Origin of the sequence: Flagellimonas yonaguniensis, from assembly GCF_029193885.1 — a bacterium.
GTDB lineage: Bacteria > Bacteroidota > Bacteroidia > Flavobacteriales > Flavobacteriaceae > Flagellimonas > Flagellimonas yonaguniensis.
In genome coordinates, this window is record NZ_JARFVB010000009.1 from 1 (window position 1) to 16,915 (window position 16,915).

17 protein-coding genes are annotated in these 16,915 nt (G+C 42.3%); 6 read left to right on the forward strand and 11 right to left on the reverse strand.

What is annotated here, in order from left to right; translation table 11 throughout:
- Positions 1-695 precede the first annotated feature (695 nt).
- The 3 genes from PY092_RS13495 to PY092_RS13505 form a co-directional block, all read right to left on the reverse strand.
- On the reverse strand, positions 696-1,493 hold the full coding sequence (locus tag PY092_RS13495; RefSeq protein ID WP_275616330.1) for a universal stress protein: 798 nt from the start codon (positions 1,491-1,493) through the stop codon (positions 696-698).
- Between the two features lie 136 nt (positions 1,494-1,629).
- Positions 1,630-3,000 carry an aldehyde dehydrogenase gene (locus tag PY092_RS13500; RefSeq protein ID WP_275616331.1) on the reverse strand — a complete coding sequence of 457 codons (1,371 nt, stop codon included), beginning with the start codon at positions 2,998-3,000 and terminating at the stop codon, positions 1,630-1,632.
- Positions 3,001-3,105: 105 nt separating this feature from the next.
- Positions 3,106-3,894 (reverse strand): hypothetical protein, encoded by a 789-nt coding sequence (locus tag PY092_RS13505; RefSeq protein WP_275616332.1) that lies wholly within the window; start codon positions 3,892-3,894, stop codon positions 3,106-3,108.
- A gap of 146 nt (positions 3,895-4,040) precedes the next feature.
- On the opposite strand from PY092_RS13505, the gene PY092_RS13510 reads away from it, so the two are divergent.
- Genes PY092_RS13510 through PY092_RS13520 form a run of 3 tightly spaced genes read left to right on the forward strand, consistent with a single transcriptional unit; the run spans position 4,041 to position 5,410 of the window.
- Positions 4,041-4,511, forward strand: a complete 471-nt coding sequence (locus PY092_RS13510; protein WP_275616333.1) for a hypothetical protein — start codon at positions 4,041-4,043, stop codon at positions 4,509-4,511.
- A 50-nt stretch (positions 4,512-4,561) separates the two neighbouring features.
- Positions 4,562-5,200, forward strand: a complete 639-nt coding sequence (locus tag PY092_RS13515; protein WP_275616334.1) for a GntR family transcriptional regulator — start codon at positions 4,562-4,564, stop codon at positions 5,198-5,200.
- A 57-nt stretch (positions 5,201-5,257) separates the two neighbouring features.
- Positions 5,258-5,410 carry a hypothetical protein gene (locus PY092_RS13520; RefSeq protein ID WP_275616335.1) on the forward strand — a complete coding sequence of 51 codons (153 nt, stop codon included), beginning with the start codon at positions 5,258-5,260 and terminating at the stop codon, positions 5,408-5,410.
- 8 nt (positions 5,411-5,418) lie between these two features.
- Here PY092_RS13520 and PY092_RS13525 read toward each other — a convergent pair whose 3' ends face one another.
- Positions 5,419-5,670 (reverse strand): MoaD/ThiS family protein, encoded by a 252-nt coding sequence (locus PY092_RS13525; RefSeq protein ID WP_275616336.1) that lies wholly within the window; start codon positions 5,668-5,670, stop codon positions 5,419-5,421.
- A gap of 216 nt (positions 5,671-5,886) precedes the next feature.
- Here PY092_RS13525 and PY092_RS13530 point away from each other — a divergent pair, with 216 nt between their 5' ends.
- Together PY092_RS13530 and PY092_RS13535 are read left to right on the forward strand one after the other, a co-directional pair.
- A complete protein-coding gene (locus PY092_RS13530; RefSeq protein WP_275616337.1) occupies positions 5,887-6,969 on the forward strand; it encodes a vWA domain-containing protein in 1,083 nt (360 codons plus the stop codon).
- A gap of 73 nt (positions 6,970-7,042) precedes the next feature.
- Positions 7,043-7,990: a 3-keto-disaccharide hydrolase gene (locus PY092_RS13535; RefSeq protein ID WP_275616338.1), complete on the forward strand. Its 948-nt coding sequence runs from the start codon at positions 7,043-7,045 to the stop codon at positions 7,988-7,990.
- A 305-nt stretch (positions 7,991-8,295) separates the two neighbouring features.
- Here PY092_RS13535 and PY092_RS13540 read toward each other — a convergent pair whose 3' ends face one another.
- From PY092_RS13540 to PY092_RS13565, 6 genes are read right to left on the reverse strand one after another with little or no spacing between them, the layout of a single operon-like run.
- On the reverse strand, positions 8,296-8,895 hold the full coding sequence (locus tag PY092_RS13540) for a 3-keto-disaccharide hydrolase (protein WP_275616339.1): 600 nt from the start codon (positions 8,893-8,895) through the stop codon (positions 8,296-8,298).
- A gap of 38 nt (positions 8,896-8,933) precedes the next feature.
- Positions 8,934-10,382, reverse strand: a complete 1,449-nt coding sequence (locus PY092_RS13545; RefSeq protein WP_275616340.1) for a M14 family zinc carboxypeptidase — start codon at positions 10,380-10,382, stop codon at positions 8,934-8,936.
- A complete protein-coding gene (locus tag PY092_RS13550; RefSeq protein ID WP_275616341.1) occupies positions 10,379-11,041 on the reverse strand; it encodes a peptidoglycan recognition protein family protein in 663 nt (220 codons plus the stop codon). Before PY092_RS13550 ends, PY092_RS13545 begins: the two co-directional genes overlap by 4 nt.
- Complete coding sequence (locus PY092_RS13555; protein WP_417958168.1) at positions 11,028-11,462, reverse strand: 3D domain-containing protein; 435 nt, start codon at positions 11,460-11,462, stop codon at positions 11,028-11,030. The genes PY092_RS13550 and PY092_RS13555 overlap by 14 nt, the downstream gene beginning before the upstream one ends.
- A 5-nt stretch (positions 11,463-11,467) precedes the next feature.
- Entirely contained in the window at positions 11,468-12,955 is a 1,488-nt protein-coding gene (locus PY092_RS13560) for an FG-GAP repeat domain-containing protein (RefSeq protein ID WP_275616342.1), read from the reverse strand.
- A gap of 32 nt (positions 12,956-12,987) precedes the next feature.
- Entirely contained in the window at positions 12,988-13,860 is an 873-nt protein-coding gene (locus PY092_RS13565; RefSeq protein ID WP_275616343.1) for a pirin family protein, read from the reverse strand.
- 52 nt (positions 13,861-13,912) lie between these two features.
- Between PY092_RS13565 and PY092_RS13570 the strand changes: the two genes are divergently transcribed.
- Complete coding sequence (locus PY092_RS13570) at positions 13,913-15,247, forward strand: serine hydrolase domain-containing protein (protein WP_275616344.1); 1,335 nt, start codon at positions 13,913-13,915, stop codon at positions 15,245-15,247.
- Between the two features lie 814 nt (positions 15,248-16,061).
- Here the strand turns inward: PY092_RS13570 and PY092_RS13575 are convergent.
- On the reverse strand, positions 16,062-16,904 hold the full coding sequence (locus tag PY092_RS13575; protein ID WP_108246048.1) for a 1,4-dihydroxy-2-naphthoyl-CoA synthase: 843 nt from the start codon (positions 16,902-16,904) through the stop codon (positions 16,062-16,064).
- Between the last annotated feature and the right edge of the window lie 11 nt (positions 16,905-16,915).

A 16,915-nucleotide genomic window follows, 5' to 3' on the forward strand; every position in this document is an offset into this window, starting at 1 on the left:
GGAGCCTGGTGGTCCAGCAACTTTATATTAAATTTGGGGAGAGGATTCCCTTGGAATTAAATCCCAATCCCTCTGGGGCTAGCCCCAGAGGGATTGATGGATCGGACAGAGTTTAATTTACAGACCCGATTTTCCTGAAATTTTTCTTTTCCAGATTTTCAATTAAACCAAAGGTTTCAACAAAAACCAAAAGCTAAGCTTTTAATGGCGCTGGCCAAGTGGCTGAGAATTGCGTATAAAAATAAATGCTTGGGCATTTACTTTTTATGAAAGCAATGTGCTGTTGGCCGAGCGGCTATTTTACATAGCGACTGATTATAGATACAAATGCAAAGATGCAGCGTAGCTGACCGATTTGGAAAATATTCATGACCCCGTTGTAAATTTCAATCTATGACGTTCACACGAGGGATATTTTACATAATGGAAAATTATAGCTTACACGTGACAGGTAAAATTATCCAGTGGATGATTTTATTTGGTGGCGAGATGGTGCGGTGGAAATAAAACAACGAATGTTTAAAGCAAATTGTTTTGACATAAAATCGTTGTCGTTATGACGCTGAAGCATCAGAACTGATTTTATATCAAATAGCAAAGCTATACGCAATTTGCTATACAATAACATTTGTACTATAATTTACATTATGTAAAATAGAATATTCAAGAAGTACAAAAAATACTCCCCTAATCTCTTATTTGGCCAAAACCATTAAAGGCACCTTGGATTTTTTGATAACGGATTTTATAGGGCTTGATCCAAACCTAAGGCTTTTCCCTTTTTTGGGAACGCACAGCAATTGTGTATTGGTTCGCGAAACATAATTGACCAGACCATCCAGCGCATTGGCACCTTTACTGAATTTGTACGAAACCGTTTTGTGCCAAGGATACGAACTATCTTTGGATTCCGATTCACTGGCAATACCAAAATGACGTACCGGTTTTTCACTGTCACGTTTCAAATCCTTGATGACCTCTAGGTCATTGTCTTCAAACTCAGAACCGAAAATCCCAAGATTGATATCCTCGAACGAATGGAATTTATCATCTTGGCCCAAAATCAGTACATTGGTGTTGTTCGTCTGGTTGATGACAAAATCGGTAATGCTTTCAAAAAACATCCCTAATCTGGGCCTACGTTTGCCCAAAACAAGAATATCTGGTTTTTGAAGCGCCAAATAGTCTCTTACCCTGTGTTTTACATTGCCATATTCCAGTTTATAGCTAATAGGTGGATTTTCGTTTTCCCCAACTTGGGAAATAAGTTCTTTCAACTTGGCCCGTGTAGATCTATCATCTTGGTTCAAGCTACGAATGGCGGACAATTGACTGTCTCCTTTAATGATATGGGAAGTCGGTTTTACATGAAAGACCTCTATGGTCCCATCAATCTTTTTTGCCAACTCCACTGCACTGGTCAATACAAACGGCGAACTATTGGACATGTCCAACAACACTGAGATTCGGTATTTTTTTTGACTTCCTTCCATAGACGTGGTTTTTTTTGATGATTTCTCTTAAAAATAACATCAAAACCCTTAGGGTTCAAAGGTTTAACTTTTGATTATGAAAAGAAATATGATATTATTAAATTGAAGTGTCCTGTTTTGATGAATTCTTAATGAATCAGAATAAATGCTTGATTTTCTTTACCCATTTCAATGAAATGTTGTAAGGTGCATATCGTAAAGGTACATCGAGCCAAGTCCCTCTTTTGGTTATGGATTTATGGTGCGAGAACAGGTCAAAGGTAAATTTACCATGGTATCCCCCTATTCCCGATTGCCCCACTCCGCCAAACGGCAAATTCGTATTACTGATATGCACCACTACATCGTTAATGGTGCCTCCACCGAAGGAGTACTGGCTCATCAGACGTTTTTGAAACTTTTTATCATTGGAGAACACATAAAAAGCCAATGGGTTTGGGTACTTGGCGATATAATCATGCAATTCACTTTCCTCTTCGTAGGAGATGATAGGAAGAATGGGACCGAATATCTCCCCTTCCATAATGGGGCTGTCCAATGCGGGTTCATCCACTAAAGTGGGGGCGATATATTGGTCATCATCGGTAAAAGAACCACCAAACAACAGTGTTTGCCCTTCAAGCATCCCTTTAAGTTCTTGATAATGTTTGCTAGTGGCAATTCGGGCAAAATCTTTGGAATCTTCCATTGTTTGACCATAAAACCCCGTAATGCTTTGTTGGAGACGATTTACCAAACGGTCCTTGACACTCTTGTGCACCAAGATATAGTCCGGTGCGATACAGGTTTGCCCCGCATTGATGAATTTACCCCATGCAATACGCTTGGCGGCCAGTGATAAAGAAGCTGTTTCGTCCACAATGCAGGGGTTCTTGCCGCTCAGTTCCAAAGTGACGGGCGTTAGATGCTTCGCAGCTTTTTCATACACGATTTTACCCACTCGGGTACTGCCCGTAAAAAAGATGTACTCCCACTTCTCTTCCAAAAGTTGGGTCGAGGCCTCTACTCCACCCTCCACCACGGTCACATATTCGGGCGGGAACACTTTTCGGATGATTTGAGCCATGATCTTAGAAGTATGCGAACTGAATTCGGAAGGCTTGATCATCGCTGTATTGCCAGCGGTAATGGCTCCCACCAAAGGTGTCATGGCCAACATGAATGGGTAATTCCAAGGAGATATAATGAGGATTTTGCCATAAGGTTCAGGCTGAATCCAATCCTTGGACGGGAAATTGGACAAGGAGCTCCCTACTCCATTGGGCTCACTCCAGTTTTTTACATTTTTAATGGCATGCTTGAGTTCGGCCAAAACCAATTGGGTCTCTGTGGCCAAGCTTTCGAACCGTGGCTTTTTGAAATCGGCATAAAGGGCATCACAGATGGCATCTTCTTGATCCAGAATCTCTTGTTGCAGTTTTTTAAGGTGCTGTTTTCTATAACCAATATCCTTGGTTTTCTGCGTGGCAAAAAAGTCATTTTGGGCTGCCACCAATTGCTTTACCATAAACTGATTGTTTCTTTAAATATAACCAAACTAATGTGGAATCATACCAAAAAAAAGAGCACCGGAATGAACCAGTGCTCTTTTTGATCTATATTTTTTAAGCGGCTACAGCGAAATCTCCTCTGTAGCGCCATTGGGATAAATAATCGTGGCCACATCGTCACAATCCCCGTTTCCGAAGTCAACTGTAACGGCCAATCCGTTTTTGGACAGGGTCATGGTGCCTGTTGTCAGGTATTGGCAAGAAGCATTTCCTTCAAGATCCTCCACTGTCTCCACGGCATAGGTGTTTCCATCAGCGACCACGGTCCACGTACCGGATAGGGAGAACACCGTGCTCTCCAAGGTATCACCAAAGGTAATTCCAAAGGTTTTGGTCCCGTTTTCGGAAATTACAGCACCATCTTCCATTTCCACGGACATATCACTGACCACGGTAAATGACACGGAATTTTGCCCGCTGTTCGCTGAAATTTCAAATGTTCTAGTACCATTTATTTTAATGTTGCCCACGTAAAAATCTTGGTAGGAAGCTGTAAAGGAAGAAGCCTCTTCCCCTACTTCGTAGGTTACGGTTACCGTTCCGTTCACATTTTCCGTTCCGTTGAGCACACAATTATTGAAGGTTGCCACGAATCCGGTTTCGGTATATTCGGCAGCGTAGCATTCCCCGTCTTTGGCAACAGCCGATTTAGCGGTATTTCCGGCAAAAAGATCGGCCAAAGCGGTATCGGCAGCCCCTGCGATATCTTCTGTTGTTAAAATGGTCTTCAATTCCGCAGAAGTGATGGTTTCATCATCCCCGGGCATGGCATCTTCACTACAGGATTGAAAGCCAATCAGAGCAGTGGCAATAAACGTAATCGATAAGATTCTTTGGGTAAGGTACTTCATAATTATTTGGTTATGCATTTGTGTTGAAGAACGTAATGAGACCTTGATTAGTGTATTTGAGACGGTTAGATCGATGAAAAGCACCAAAGATTGAATTATTATTCTTGAAATTATGTTATTTTCATCAATTAGTAAATTATAGTCCCATGAAAAACAGTAAGTTACTTATGCTATCGACCTTGTCTTTTTTAATGATACAGTCGTGCAGTGAAGGCGATAATGGAGATCCTGGTTTTTCCAGCGCCGAACTTGTCGGAACATGGGATTTGGTGGAAATCAGACTGAGTGAGGGTGTGGACATTGATGGTAATGGTACACGATCATCCAATTTATTGGATGAAGCGGATTGCATTTCGGGCGCTATCGTTTTGAGGGAGGATACCTCTTACCAATTTGAACAGACCAGTTTCAAAATAGTTGCCAATGCCAATGGCCAATACAATACAGATTGTTATGGTACCTATTTGGCCACAGGAGTTTGGGCCAGTAATGGTTCTGAAGTGGCTTTCCAAGGCAGCGATGTTTTGGGTATCTTACAGCTAATGGGCAATAGAATTATATGGAGTGAGGATGAAGCATTACCGGGCGTGGAAGCATACATTTATGAAAAACGATAACATTTGCCCGATCCTCTTCGATTCAGACACTTTTGAAGCATAACGACACCATGGCCAAGCTATCAATTTTAAGGGATCAAATCAGGGCGCATTTATTGTTGCAAATACAAAAAGGGGGATTGCAAATAGGAAAACCCATCAACCTGGCGGCCCTATCACGGGATACTGGCGTAAGCGTTACCCCTATTCGCGAAGCCCTGAGTCAATTGGAGCAAGCACAAGTGTTACAGGCCATACCCAATCGGGGTTTTATCGTGGCCAAGCTGTCCAAAACCGAGGTCAAGAACCTTATCGAAATCGTGGCCCAATTGGAAGTGATGGCCTTGGAGAATTCTCAATTTGATTCCCATGCCATGGATACTTTGGACTCACTGCAATCACAAATGGAAGAAGCAGGAAGCATTCAAGAGGGGCTTACCCTTCGGTTTAACTTTCACAACCATTTGGTTCGGCATTGCACTAACAAGATACTGTTGCAAATCCTGAAGGACCTCAAGCTCAGGTTGCACTTTTACGAATACGATTTTATCCGGGATTTCGAATTCTTCAAAAAACTGAGCGCACAGACCCGTTCTGTGGTCGAGGCGGTTCAAGAAGACAATGTGCCCACGGCCGCATTGATCCTACGGATGCATTGGATGTCCATTTTGGAACATATTGAGGCACAAATCCACGTTAAAAAGGGTTAATCTTCTGATTGTCAAAATAAAATAATGCTAATTTCGTTTTAGGAAAAACACATTACCATGAATTTCTTAAATGAGGAAATAGCCTCACGTACCAAAAGAAAAAAATTGTCATCACTTCTTAAAAGACAGATTTCGTGCGGAACCTTCCAAGATCTGGAACCACTGGATTTGGACCACGACAAAAGGCTATCCCCAAAAACAAAACTTTAAGGCCAGCATCAAAATCTTGGCGGCGGAATCAGGGCAATCTCATCATATGAATTGATTTTTTCATTGTCCGAAGCATAATTCTGGTTCACAGCAACGGTCACTTGTGATATTTTTTTGAGTTCCGGATAGGTATGCTCAAGGAACTTTTTGAGTTCTCCTACGGTATTGGGTATTTTTTTTCCTGTTAAGCTAGCTGTTGGGACAGATAAAGTGGGGGTTCCAATAATATCTTTGGTAGCTCCGAACAAAAGTATAGTCATAGTATCAACCTATTAGCGTTTATTGTTTGTTTTGAATTTTGGTTAGATAGGTTGGTAGGTTTTATGGGCAGTGAAAATATTAAATTTTGCTTGGAACACTATCATTTTAACAAACACAGATTTCTTTTAACTTTTCTTTAATTCAATTCTTGGGTTCTTCCATACTTTTCAAACGAATTCTTCGTTGTGGATGCAAGACCTTAACACTATATGAAAATGAAACACATACTCCAGTTTACATTCCTACTATCATTTAGCCTTATTTTGTTTTCCTGCGGAAATGCGGATGATGATGTCAGTTTTGACATAAACGACAGTGAACTTGGCCTTGGCGAAGAGCCGGATGATTGCTTGGGTTTTGACGAAAACGAATTGCTACTGTCCATTCAGGATGAATATACGACCCAACCCGGAAAGGTTTCTGTACTTTTTAGGGTATCGGACCTTATGGGCAACCCCATTTCAGGTTTGTCCGCAGATCAATTCTCCATCTATGAACAAGGTAGAAACGATGATTGTTTTGAACCTATTTCCTCTTCCGAATCCTTTGCAAGGATTTCCCCCAACTCACAAGTGTTCAACAACAACACCTTATTGGTGTTGGATTTGAGCAATAGCGTCTTGCAAAGCAGTTTGGATGAATTAAAGGTAGCGACTACGAGTTTCATCAATAATGTGATGCCCGAAGAACCGACGGAATCCTTCAGAATGGCCATTTATTGGTTTGATGGCGAGGATGAACTCCATTTATTGAATCCGTTGACATCATCAGTGGCTGAATTGACGTCCTCCGTGGATGGTATCACAGCGGATATCAGCAACGACCCGTCTACCGATTTGTACGGTGCCGTGATCAAATCGACCAATATCGCAGAGGATTTGCTCACTGAAAATCCTGAAGTCATCAATGCTGCATCCATTGTATTATTTACCGATGGTACCGACCAAGCATCCCGTTACAGGGAATCCGATGCCCTACGTGCTGTAGAGGAAGCCGATAGGAACATCTCGTTCTTTACCATTGGGCTTGGTGCTGAAATCGATACCGAAGTCTTGACGGAAATCGGTAAAACCGCCAGTGTTTTCGCCAGTAATTCCGAAGAGTTGGAAAATACCTTCAACGATATCTCACAACGAGTGGAAGAGCAAGCAGGAAGCTACTATCTGTTTGAGTATTGTACCCCAAAACGTGATGGCAGTGGCGAGAGCAACCTCGTCATCGAATTGAATCATAATGGTTTACAAGGAGCTGTACAGACCAGTTTCAGTGCCAACGGATTTACGGGCGGCTGTGAGTAGATAGGGCTTTTTATCAGCCTGACTTATTTTTGGATTAATCGTATCTTGTTCGGCAATAAAACTAAACATACATATGATTACCCAAAGAAAAACGATTTACACTTTTATCTGCACCTTACTTTTAGGTTTTACCAGCAGTATTTATGCCCAACACATCAGTCCGTTAGAGGGCAGATGGGATTTGGAAATGGATTTTATGGGGAAGACCTCCCCTTCCTGGTTGGAAATCAGGCATTCGGGAACCGCTACCCTATTGGGCCGTTTTGTGTTCGCTTTTGGTAGCGCTAGACCCATTGCCGAAGTGGAAACCTACGGAGACAACAAGTTTACCTTTAGTATTCCCAACCAATGGGAGCCCAAGGGAAGCGATATGATTTTTCATGGCGAACTGGAAGATGGGCAATTAAAGGGAACGCTGATCTATACCGATGGTTCCATCATTCATTGGACGGGCGTAAAAGCACCGGAATTAGCGTATACAGAAAACCCAAAATGGGGGAAAACCATTGATGTGTTCAATGGTAAAGACCTTTCTGGATGGCATGTGGACGGCGAAAAGAACCAATGGGTGATAAAAGATGGTGTTTTGACCAGTCCAGAGTCTGGCTCCAACCTGATTACGGACGAAAAATTCCAAGATTTCAAACTGCATGTGGAATTCCGTTACCCAGAAGGAAGCAATAGCGGAATCTATCTTCGTGGACGCTACGAAGTTCAGATTGTGGATAGCGAAGGCTACGAACCTGCTGATATTTACTTAGGTGGTGTATATGGTTTTTTGGAGCCCAATGAAAATGCATCCAAACCTGCTGGCGAGTGGCAGACCTATGATATTACTTTGATTGGACGAAGGGTCACTGTAACCCTTAACGGAAAAACCGTGATTTCCGATGCTACGATCCCTGGCATTACAGGGGGAGCTTTGGACAGTAACGAAGGTGAACCGGGTCCATTTATGATTCAGGGAGACCATGGCCCTATCGAATACAGAAGTTTTGAAGTAACTCCTTTGAAGAAGTAGGAGTTTGAAAATTAAGGAAGAGGCTGTTTGAAATCGTTTCGCGTACGTCAACCTCAACTTGTTTCAGGTTCTCATGGCACTTTGTAACGCAATATGATGAGATTCCGAAACGAGTTCGGAATGACGACAGTCAAACAGCCTCTTTTTTTATAGTGTTTAAGGTTAACCTCGATAAAACTACTTGGGTTCTTAGGAGCATTGTGTCATTTCGAACTTAGAGAGAAATCTCCGAGCAAATTCAAAATTATGAGATTCCTCGTCGCTTGCCCTCCATCGTAATGACAGCTAAAAAAATAGTTTAACCCTTAATCCAAGGGAACAAGTTCGATGTTTCTCCACTTGACCCGAATACCACCACCATCATGTATTTGTAATGCAATGGCTCCTTCGCCTTCCCCTATTTTTTCATCTTCCAAATGAACCATTTGTACACCATTCAGCCATGATGTGACTTTGGGGCCTTCCACACGGATTTTCATGGTGTTCCACTCCCCCATTTTCAGGGCTTTGTCCTTTTCAGGGTCTGGTTTTATCAACCAACCACGGCCATAAGATTCATAAATTCCACCGGTATCTTTACCAGGAGGTGCTACTTCCACTTGCCAACCACTTACTTTGGTTCCCTCAAAAGTAGAGCGGATAAACACGCCACTGTTACCATCAGCCTCTTGTTTGAATTCCAAGGTCAACTCAAAATCCTTATAGAATTTATCCGTGGACAAATAGCCATACTCCCCTTTTGGACCGCTCTCACAGATGAGCTCGCCATCTTCAACAAACCATTTTTCCTCTCCGTGATTGACCCAACCATCCAAGTTCTTACCATTGAAAAGTGTGATGGATTCTTGTGCGAATGTCAATTGTGCAGCCAATAGGCATAATGCTACTAAAATTTGTTTTCTCATTTTTATGTGCTAAAAGGTTATTTATTTTTTATAATGATTTAGTTACCATTGACCAATCCATTACCCGTATACTGCTCATCCAAAGGTTTAGCGAGGTCAATCAAAAAACCATTGATCAAGGCATGCGTCAATTCTCCATCTTTCTTTAAAAAGAAAGTGGGATTGATACCGGGCCGAAGTCTCAACTCATTCAATTCAAATTTTTCGTTGACCAATATCAGGGGGAAATCAACAAAGGCGTTCTCTTCAGCTTGTTCTGTTTCAACGTAGGCCACACCATCTTTCAATACATCCATTGGGTTTTGTACCTGAGCTATCTTGGCCATCTTTGGTGGAACCACGGTATATCCCTTGGCATCAAAGGTTTTGTAGGCATAGTAAGTCGATAAATCCCCTTGGTCGGCAACCGAACTTCTGTAATAAAACTGATTATGCCCTTCCAAATCGATCTCGTTGTTGAAAATACCGAGATCAAGGATATACGTATCGCCCAAAAGTTCGTAGGTCAGATTCTCTATTTTCAAATCGAACAACATGCGGTCGTTACGGGGTATTTTTTCATAATCCTCGATAGGGATGCTTTTGTAAGATTCATTGGCTATGGTGTACAGGGCGGAAAGAATCGATACGTAGTTCAGCTTTCGGATTTCCTGCTTTTCAGGGTCACTGGGATATCCACCTGATTCAATCAAAATCAAGCTGGTGCCCCATTTGGCAATATTATCCCCAAAGGCACGGGGTTCAAAATCATCGCTATACCGACCAACTTGACCTGGAGCGTAGTTTTGAATGATTTTGTTCATGTACACTATGACCTTCATGGCATTGGAACGCACTTCGTTTATGTCTTTTTCGTAGTTGAAAGCAGTTGCCAAATACGAAATGGTCGCTGGTTTTTCGGTGCGTTCTGCGTTGTAGTACTTACTTTGATCATGAAGGTTGAAACCAAAATCCGCATCGAGGCTGTCACGTAATCGCTTTAATGTTTGGCTTTCTGGGGATTGCAAGCGCAGCGCATCCCGATTGATATCCACTCCCAAAGCATTTCGACGAGTGAACACTTCTGCCCCATCGGGATTGAGCATGGGCAAAAAGTGAAGTTTCAATTTGGAGAGAATCGCTTCTTTCTCCTCTTTGAACTCCGGAGCATCCAAAAAATTGAGAATGTCGAAAATGGCTTGGGTGGCCGTGGGTTCGTTCCCGTGCATTTGAGACCAGAGAAATATATTACTGTCACCGGAACCAATACTGATGAGATGTAAGTCTCGTCCTTGAATGGACTCCCCTACTTTTTGTACCTCAAATTTTGGGTTAGCCTTGAATTTTTCAATCAAAGGCTGGATATCAGCGTGTTTTATTCTACGCTTCCCTATGCTTGACTCCTTGTAGTCATCATAGGTTTTGTGTAATTTGGAAGTAAGTTCGTCCTGTGCTTGTACGTTGCACACAAGCACGATGATGGTTAAAGTGAATAGTTTTTTGATCATTGGTCTTTTGTTGGAACAGATTTAAAGTTAAATTTTTTAGTGGCTTTTCTCACTTTTTCCACGAAATCCATTCCTGGGTCTGTCTTTTTGGTTCGATAACCATCATCCACTTCCAACCAAAGCGGATGTCCTTCGAACAAGGTGTATTCTTGATGTCCTATCACATAGTCAATATCATATTTTGATGCCAAATAATTGACTAGATAGATGTTGGATTTGAGCTGTTGTTTAGTCAAGGGCATTCCTTCTGTACCACCAACGTTCTCTATCCCAATGGCGCAATGATTTAAACCAATCGTATGGCGTGCCATGGTAGTTTCAGGCATCAATCGGTAAATGGTACCATCTTGATCCACCAAAAAATGTGATGACACGTTCAAACCGCTCACATTCACTAAATCAGGTCGCCAGTTGGGCAAGGTGGGCCTGTTGAATGCTTCAAAGGATTTTTTAAGGGATGGAATTGCTGTCCAGTGTAATACCACCATTTTTGGGGTTATTTCTGGAGTGTCTTGGTCCAGTTCATACCTGTTCAGCAAGTATTCCTTGGTCAGTTCAATCCGTTGTTCATCAAAAATAATAGGGATGTCCACAATTTCCTTTTGGGTGGAGCAAGCTCCCAAGGCCAAGGCCCAAAGAATTAAGCTAGTTTTCTTCATTTGTTGTATGTATTGGGTTAATGGGAACGGCGTAGCAGATAATCAGTTTTTTCCTGCCCCATTCCCGTGCTTTTTTTACGTCCTTTCCCATATAGATGTCAATTCGGTTCCGCCATCGATAATGCATTTTATCCTTTACATAAAATGTATCGGGAAAGGTATCTATTTTTACCATGGTATTGTGGGTAAGCCCTTTTTCAATAAGGTCCCTTGAAACGGCTATGGTCTTCATTCCAGGTTTTAAGGTATCTCCCCAAGCCGCTACGGATGGGTTGATGCTATCCGTTTGCCAAAAAACGGAATTGTATGCTGACACTGTGACCTCATGCCCATACCATATATGTTTTGAAGGTGGTTCCACGGGTTGCTGTTTCTCCTTCTGAGTACACCCTATCAAAATTATGGACGCTATGAGAATCAACTTTTTCAATACAGTAAATTTTCCAAAAGCATAATATCCACATTATTGTTCTTCCAACGGTCCGCTATTTCTTTTGGAACTGGAGTGAACCCTAAAGTTAAGGAGCTCAGAACTATATCTTCATCGCCATCATTATCGATATCCGAAGCATCCATGAGAAACCAGCGAGCCAAGGAAGGGTCTTCCAATATGCTGGTGGTAAATTCAAAATTGACGGCATCCTTGTTTTCCAAATAGACAAATGAATGTTCGGGAAATTCCTGATAATTGGGAAACGTACTTATCAGGGCAAAATCCAAGTCCCCATCTTGATCAAAATCACGGGACAGTACCCGAGTGGCTCCGTACATGGGGTAAAAGAAGGCTTCCGAATAAGTGTTGTCTCCATTGTTCAGGTAAATTCGCATTCCATGATAGGGTTTGTGCACATACGATATATCCGCATTATCGCCATGTACCGTAATGATATCTTCCAGACCGTCTCCATTGTAATCCATTAATTCGAACCAACTTGTTCCGAAAACGGGACTGAATTGAAGTATGTTCTCTGCTTCAAAGACGAGGTTATCTGTTTGGTAAAAAACAGTGATACTCTCATTGCTCTGGGTCATAAGGGAGACAATATCCTTTTTGCCGTCATTGTTCATATCCCTTACCACCGTTTTGATGGCCCCGGGCAGATTCAACAACACTTTTTTACTGTAACCTCCGGATTCATTTTCATACAAAAGGGACAACCTCCCCGATTGATTGCCAAACTCGCTCACAACGAATTCATTTTTCCCATCATCATTTAAATCATCCATGAGCGTATGGACCGGCCTGTGCAGGTTGTTCTGTATGGAAAGGGTGTCTTCGCCCATTTTTAGCATCAGTTTTCCCTCTTCCAGTTCCGATGGTCGTATGATTCCAATTTCAGTGATCATCTCCACGGAATCTTTTTTGTTGTACCAGGTTACGGGTGTTTTGCCCTGGTAAATTTGTTTTGATGATTTTTGATCAAAATTGAAAAAGCCTAGGGTTCCAATTAAATCACCGTAAAAAACTTTATTACTTTCATCCATAAATTCCAGATAGGTAATCATACCCTCATTTAGCGTATCTACAACATAGGGCTTTGGAATAAACTGGTTTAAAGTATCCGCTTGGGGTACATTGATTGTTTTCAACTGATCTGGCGCATTGGATATGATATAGCTTTGAATTTGAACCAATTCTTCAAAGGTGATTTTTGGTCTATATCCAGTTGTTTCTGTGTTTTTATCATCATTCAAACCTTCCACTTCCATACGCTCCATCATCGCTGGCAGCACCGATTCTTTCCAGACATGTTTGGGCAATTCTTCAATTTTGGGTGCTATATGGCAACTAGCGCAATAGTTGTCATAAAGCTGCGCACCCTTGGGTTTAAGGTGCTCTTTTTTGCAGGAGCCCATCAAAAGCAGAAGTGCAAAAACAGCACAGAAGTTAAAGATAGTTGGTGGGTTGGGCATGGATTGGTTAAGGTATCGAGGTTGAAAAGGGTTTAGCTGGGCAAAGGAACATAGGTGTTATCGTTATTCATCATCATAAAGGTTTTGTCTACCCAAGCTTTTTTTGCCTGTTCCAATTTTTCTTTACTTGAGGAAACAAAATTCCAATAAATATAACGTTCCTCTGGAAAAGGCCCACCACCGAACAACATTAAATGGGTATTTGGTTGTAGTTTGATGTTGCACGTGTCCTCTACTTTGGAAACCAAGATATTGCCTTCTTCGACCGTTTCTCCGCAAGCTTCGATGCTTCCCTCAACGATACAGATGCCGATTTCTCCTTTTAGATTACCGTTCACATTGAGAGTGTAAGTGTCCTTGTTTTTTACTTCGATCATAAAAAGGTTGGAATGTACTGGAACTGGAGATGTTTTACCGTAACCTTCGCCCGCTACCAGTTTAAATTCTGTATCGCCATCGGTCCATTTGGGAATATCAGCGCTATCAATGTGATGGAATTGAGGTTCCATATCTTCAAGTTCCTTGGGCAATGCGACCCAAATTTGATAGCCATGGGCCGTAAAAGTGTGGCCATCTCGCATATCCTTTGGTGTCCGCTCGGTGTGGGTTACCCCCTTCCCTGCCGTCATCCAGTTAACGGAGCCAGGCTTGATGCGTTGATGCGTACCAAGACTATCTTCGTGGATAATCTCTCCTTCCAACATAAAGGTCAATGTGGATAGTCCCATGTGCGGATGCTGGTCCACATCCATATACTTTTCAGGCCCCAACTGCGTGGGTCCCATGTGATCTATAAAAATAAAGGGGCCGATCATTCGCTTTTTACGGAAAGGAATCAGTCTTCCCACTAAAAAATCGCCAATATCCCTGCTACGTTCTTCAATGATCAATCCAATGTTGGACATTCGTTAAATGTTTATATTTAGATGCAGAAAGTTACAAATACATCCTATAACCATGAAACTACTTAAACGTGTTTTGCTACTCCTTGTCGTAATCATAGGAGTGGTCGTCTACCTAAATTACCCCAAACTGAACATTATTTCTGGATATGCCGCCAAAAATGTGGCTTCCGGCGTTTTTGTTGCCGATCGTTCTGCTGCAAGCATGAACCAATACGACAATAGCGCTCCCTTGATTGAAATGGCTTCCACTGAAGTCAATGAAAGCGAGGAATCCACTTCCTCTACCGTTTATGGTTTGATGAAGCGTACGGCGATATATCGTGATGGTCTTGGAGCGGTATTGATCAATGATGATTATGATTCCGAAGCATTAACGATACGACCAAAGCGAAATCAACCTGCAGATACCATTCCCTATCCTTACGGTCAAGCGGCACCCATGGATACCATATTGCCTGAAGTGGATATGGACCAGATAAACAAAGCCATGGCCATGGCATTTGCCGAACCCGAGACCCAAAAAACAAGGACTCTTCTTATTTTGTACAAGGGGCACCTAATTGCCGAAAAATATATTGATGGCTTTGATAAGGACACCCCTATCTTGGGCTGGTCTATGACCAAAAGTGTTTTAGCTAGTTGCTACGGAGTTCTGGAACATCAAGGGAAACTGGAAATGGATTGGCCGGCTCCCATTCCCGAATGGAAGGACGATGAAAGAAAAGACATTACCTTAAACCATTTGCTTCGTATGCAAAGCGGATTGGCTTGGGATGAAGATTATACGGGTATATCCGATGTAACCCGCATGTTGTTCTTGGATAGTGATATGACACAAGCACAGCGCGATAAAAAAGCCATAGCCAAACCTACGGAAATTTGGAACTATTCCTCTGGCACCACCAATCTGCTATCTGGAATATTACGGCAACAGTTTAGGAGCCATCAAGAGTATTTGGATTTCCCTTATGCTGCTTTAATCGATAAAATTGGAATGTATTCCATGGTTTTGGAAGCCGATATTGCAGGGAATTATGTTGGTTCCTCTTACGCATGGGCCAGTACCCGAGATTGGGCCCGGTTTGGACAATTGCATTTGGATAAGGGAAGTTGGAACGGAGAACAACTGTTTGATGCTTCTTGGATAGAGTACATCACTACACCAACGGTTAACTCCAATGGTACCTACGGTGCTCATTTTTGGTTGAATGCTGAAGGGAAGTACCCCGATGTGCCCATAGATATGTTTTCGTGCAATGGTTTTGAAGGACAACATGTGTTTATGATTCCTTCCAAAGACTTGGTCGTTGTACGGACCGGATTGGCCGAGGAACCGTATTTCGATGTGAACGGCGTGCTGTCAAACATCGTGAAAGCAGTACCTTAAATCGATGAGATATACTAAAATGTCCGAAAAACCACAGGATTAAGGTACTTCACAACAATAATTTCGTTTACGGGAACACTCGTGGTAGTTTTACCATGTAATAAAAAACGAAAGTAATTTTTTCATTTTCATATAGTGTTCTCGTAAAAGAGTCTTGACCATAACGGCAGGGCTCTTTTCTATTTAGGGCCATCCTGAATTAATCCTGTAGCATCTCGACTGCGCTCGATGTGACAAATCAGAGCAACTTCCCTGTCATTGTGAGCCTAGTGGAGCATGTTACCCGTTACCCTGAACTTGTTTCAGGGTCACATTTCCAATGGATTCCGCGTCCAAGCACGGAATGACATCCTATTTTTTATTGGAGATTCTAGATTGTATTTTTCTTGCACAAATGGCTTGAATGCTTGTCATTCTGAGCGAAGCGAAGAATCTCAACTCTTCAAGAAACCCAAATTCTTCAGTAGCAACTATCCTCTATAATGCCCTTACCAAGCCAATAATGAAGTTCAGAATCACTGAAAATGTTCAGATGACAACAAGTAAACGGCACTTCACAACAATAATTTCACTTATGCGGAGTTGCGGGGTACATTTACAGTGTAATAAAAAACGAAAGTAATTTTTTCATTTTCATATAGTGTTCTCGTAAAAGAGTCTTGACCATAACGGCAGGGCTCTTTTCTATTTTGGGCCATCCTGAATTAATCCTGTAGCATCTCGACTGCGCTCGATGTGACAACATAGATGTTATTCTAAGCACAGCGAAGAATCTCAACTCTTCAGAATGATAAGACCTAATTGAAGATTGTTTTTACGGAATCCATTTGTCCTTACCAAAATCGGGCTTACGTTTTTCCAGAAAAGCATTCCTACCCTCTTTTGCCTCGTCCGTCATGTAGGCCAAACGAGTAGCTTCTCCGGCAAATACTTGTTGCCCTACCATGCCATCGTCGGTTAGGTTCATGGCGAATTTCAACATTTTTATGGATGTTGGTGACTTGGCCAATACTTCTTGGGCCCATTGGTAGGCAGTATCCTCCAATTCATCATGAGGGATAACGGCGTTTACCATGCCCATTTCATAAGCCTCCTGTGCGGAATAGTTTCTTCCTAAAAAGAAAATTTCGCGGGCTTTTTTCTGACCTACCATTTTGGCGAGATACGCAGAGCCATAACCACCATCAAAACTGGTCACATCGGCATCGGTTTGTTTAAAAATAGCGTGCTCCTTACTGGCAAGGGTCATATCACATACCACATGAAGGCTATGCCCTCCCCCAACTGCCCATCCGGGAACCACCGCAATGACCACTTTGGGCATAAAACGAATCAAACGCTGTACTTCCAGAATATTCAAACGGTGGTAGCCATCGTCGCCTACGTAACCTTTGTGTCCACGAGCCTTTTGGTCGCCACCGCTGCAAAAGGCCCATTTACCATCCTTGGACGAAGGTCCTTCTCCAGAAAGCAACACTACTCCAATGGAGGTATCCTCTTGTGCATCATAAAAAGCTTTGTAGAGCTCGCTGGTGGTCTTGGGCCGGAACGCATTGCGTATATCGGGGCGGTTAAAGGCAATACGCGCCACGCCATTACATTTTTTATAGGTAATATCTTCGAATTCCATGGCGGTCTGCCAGTTGGGTGATTCCATAGTGGTAGATT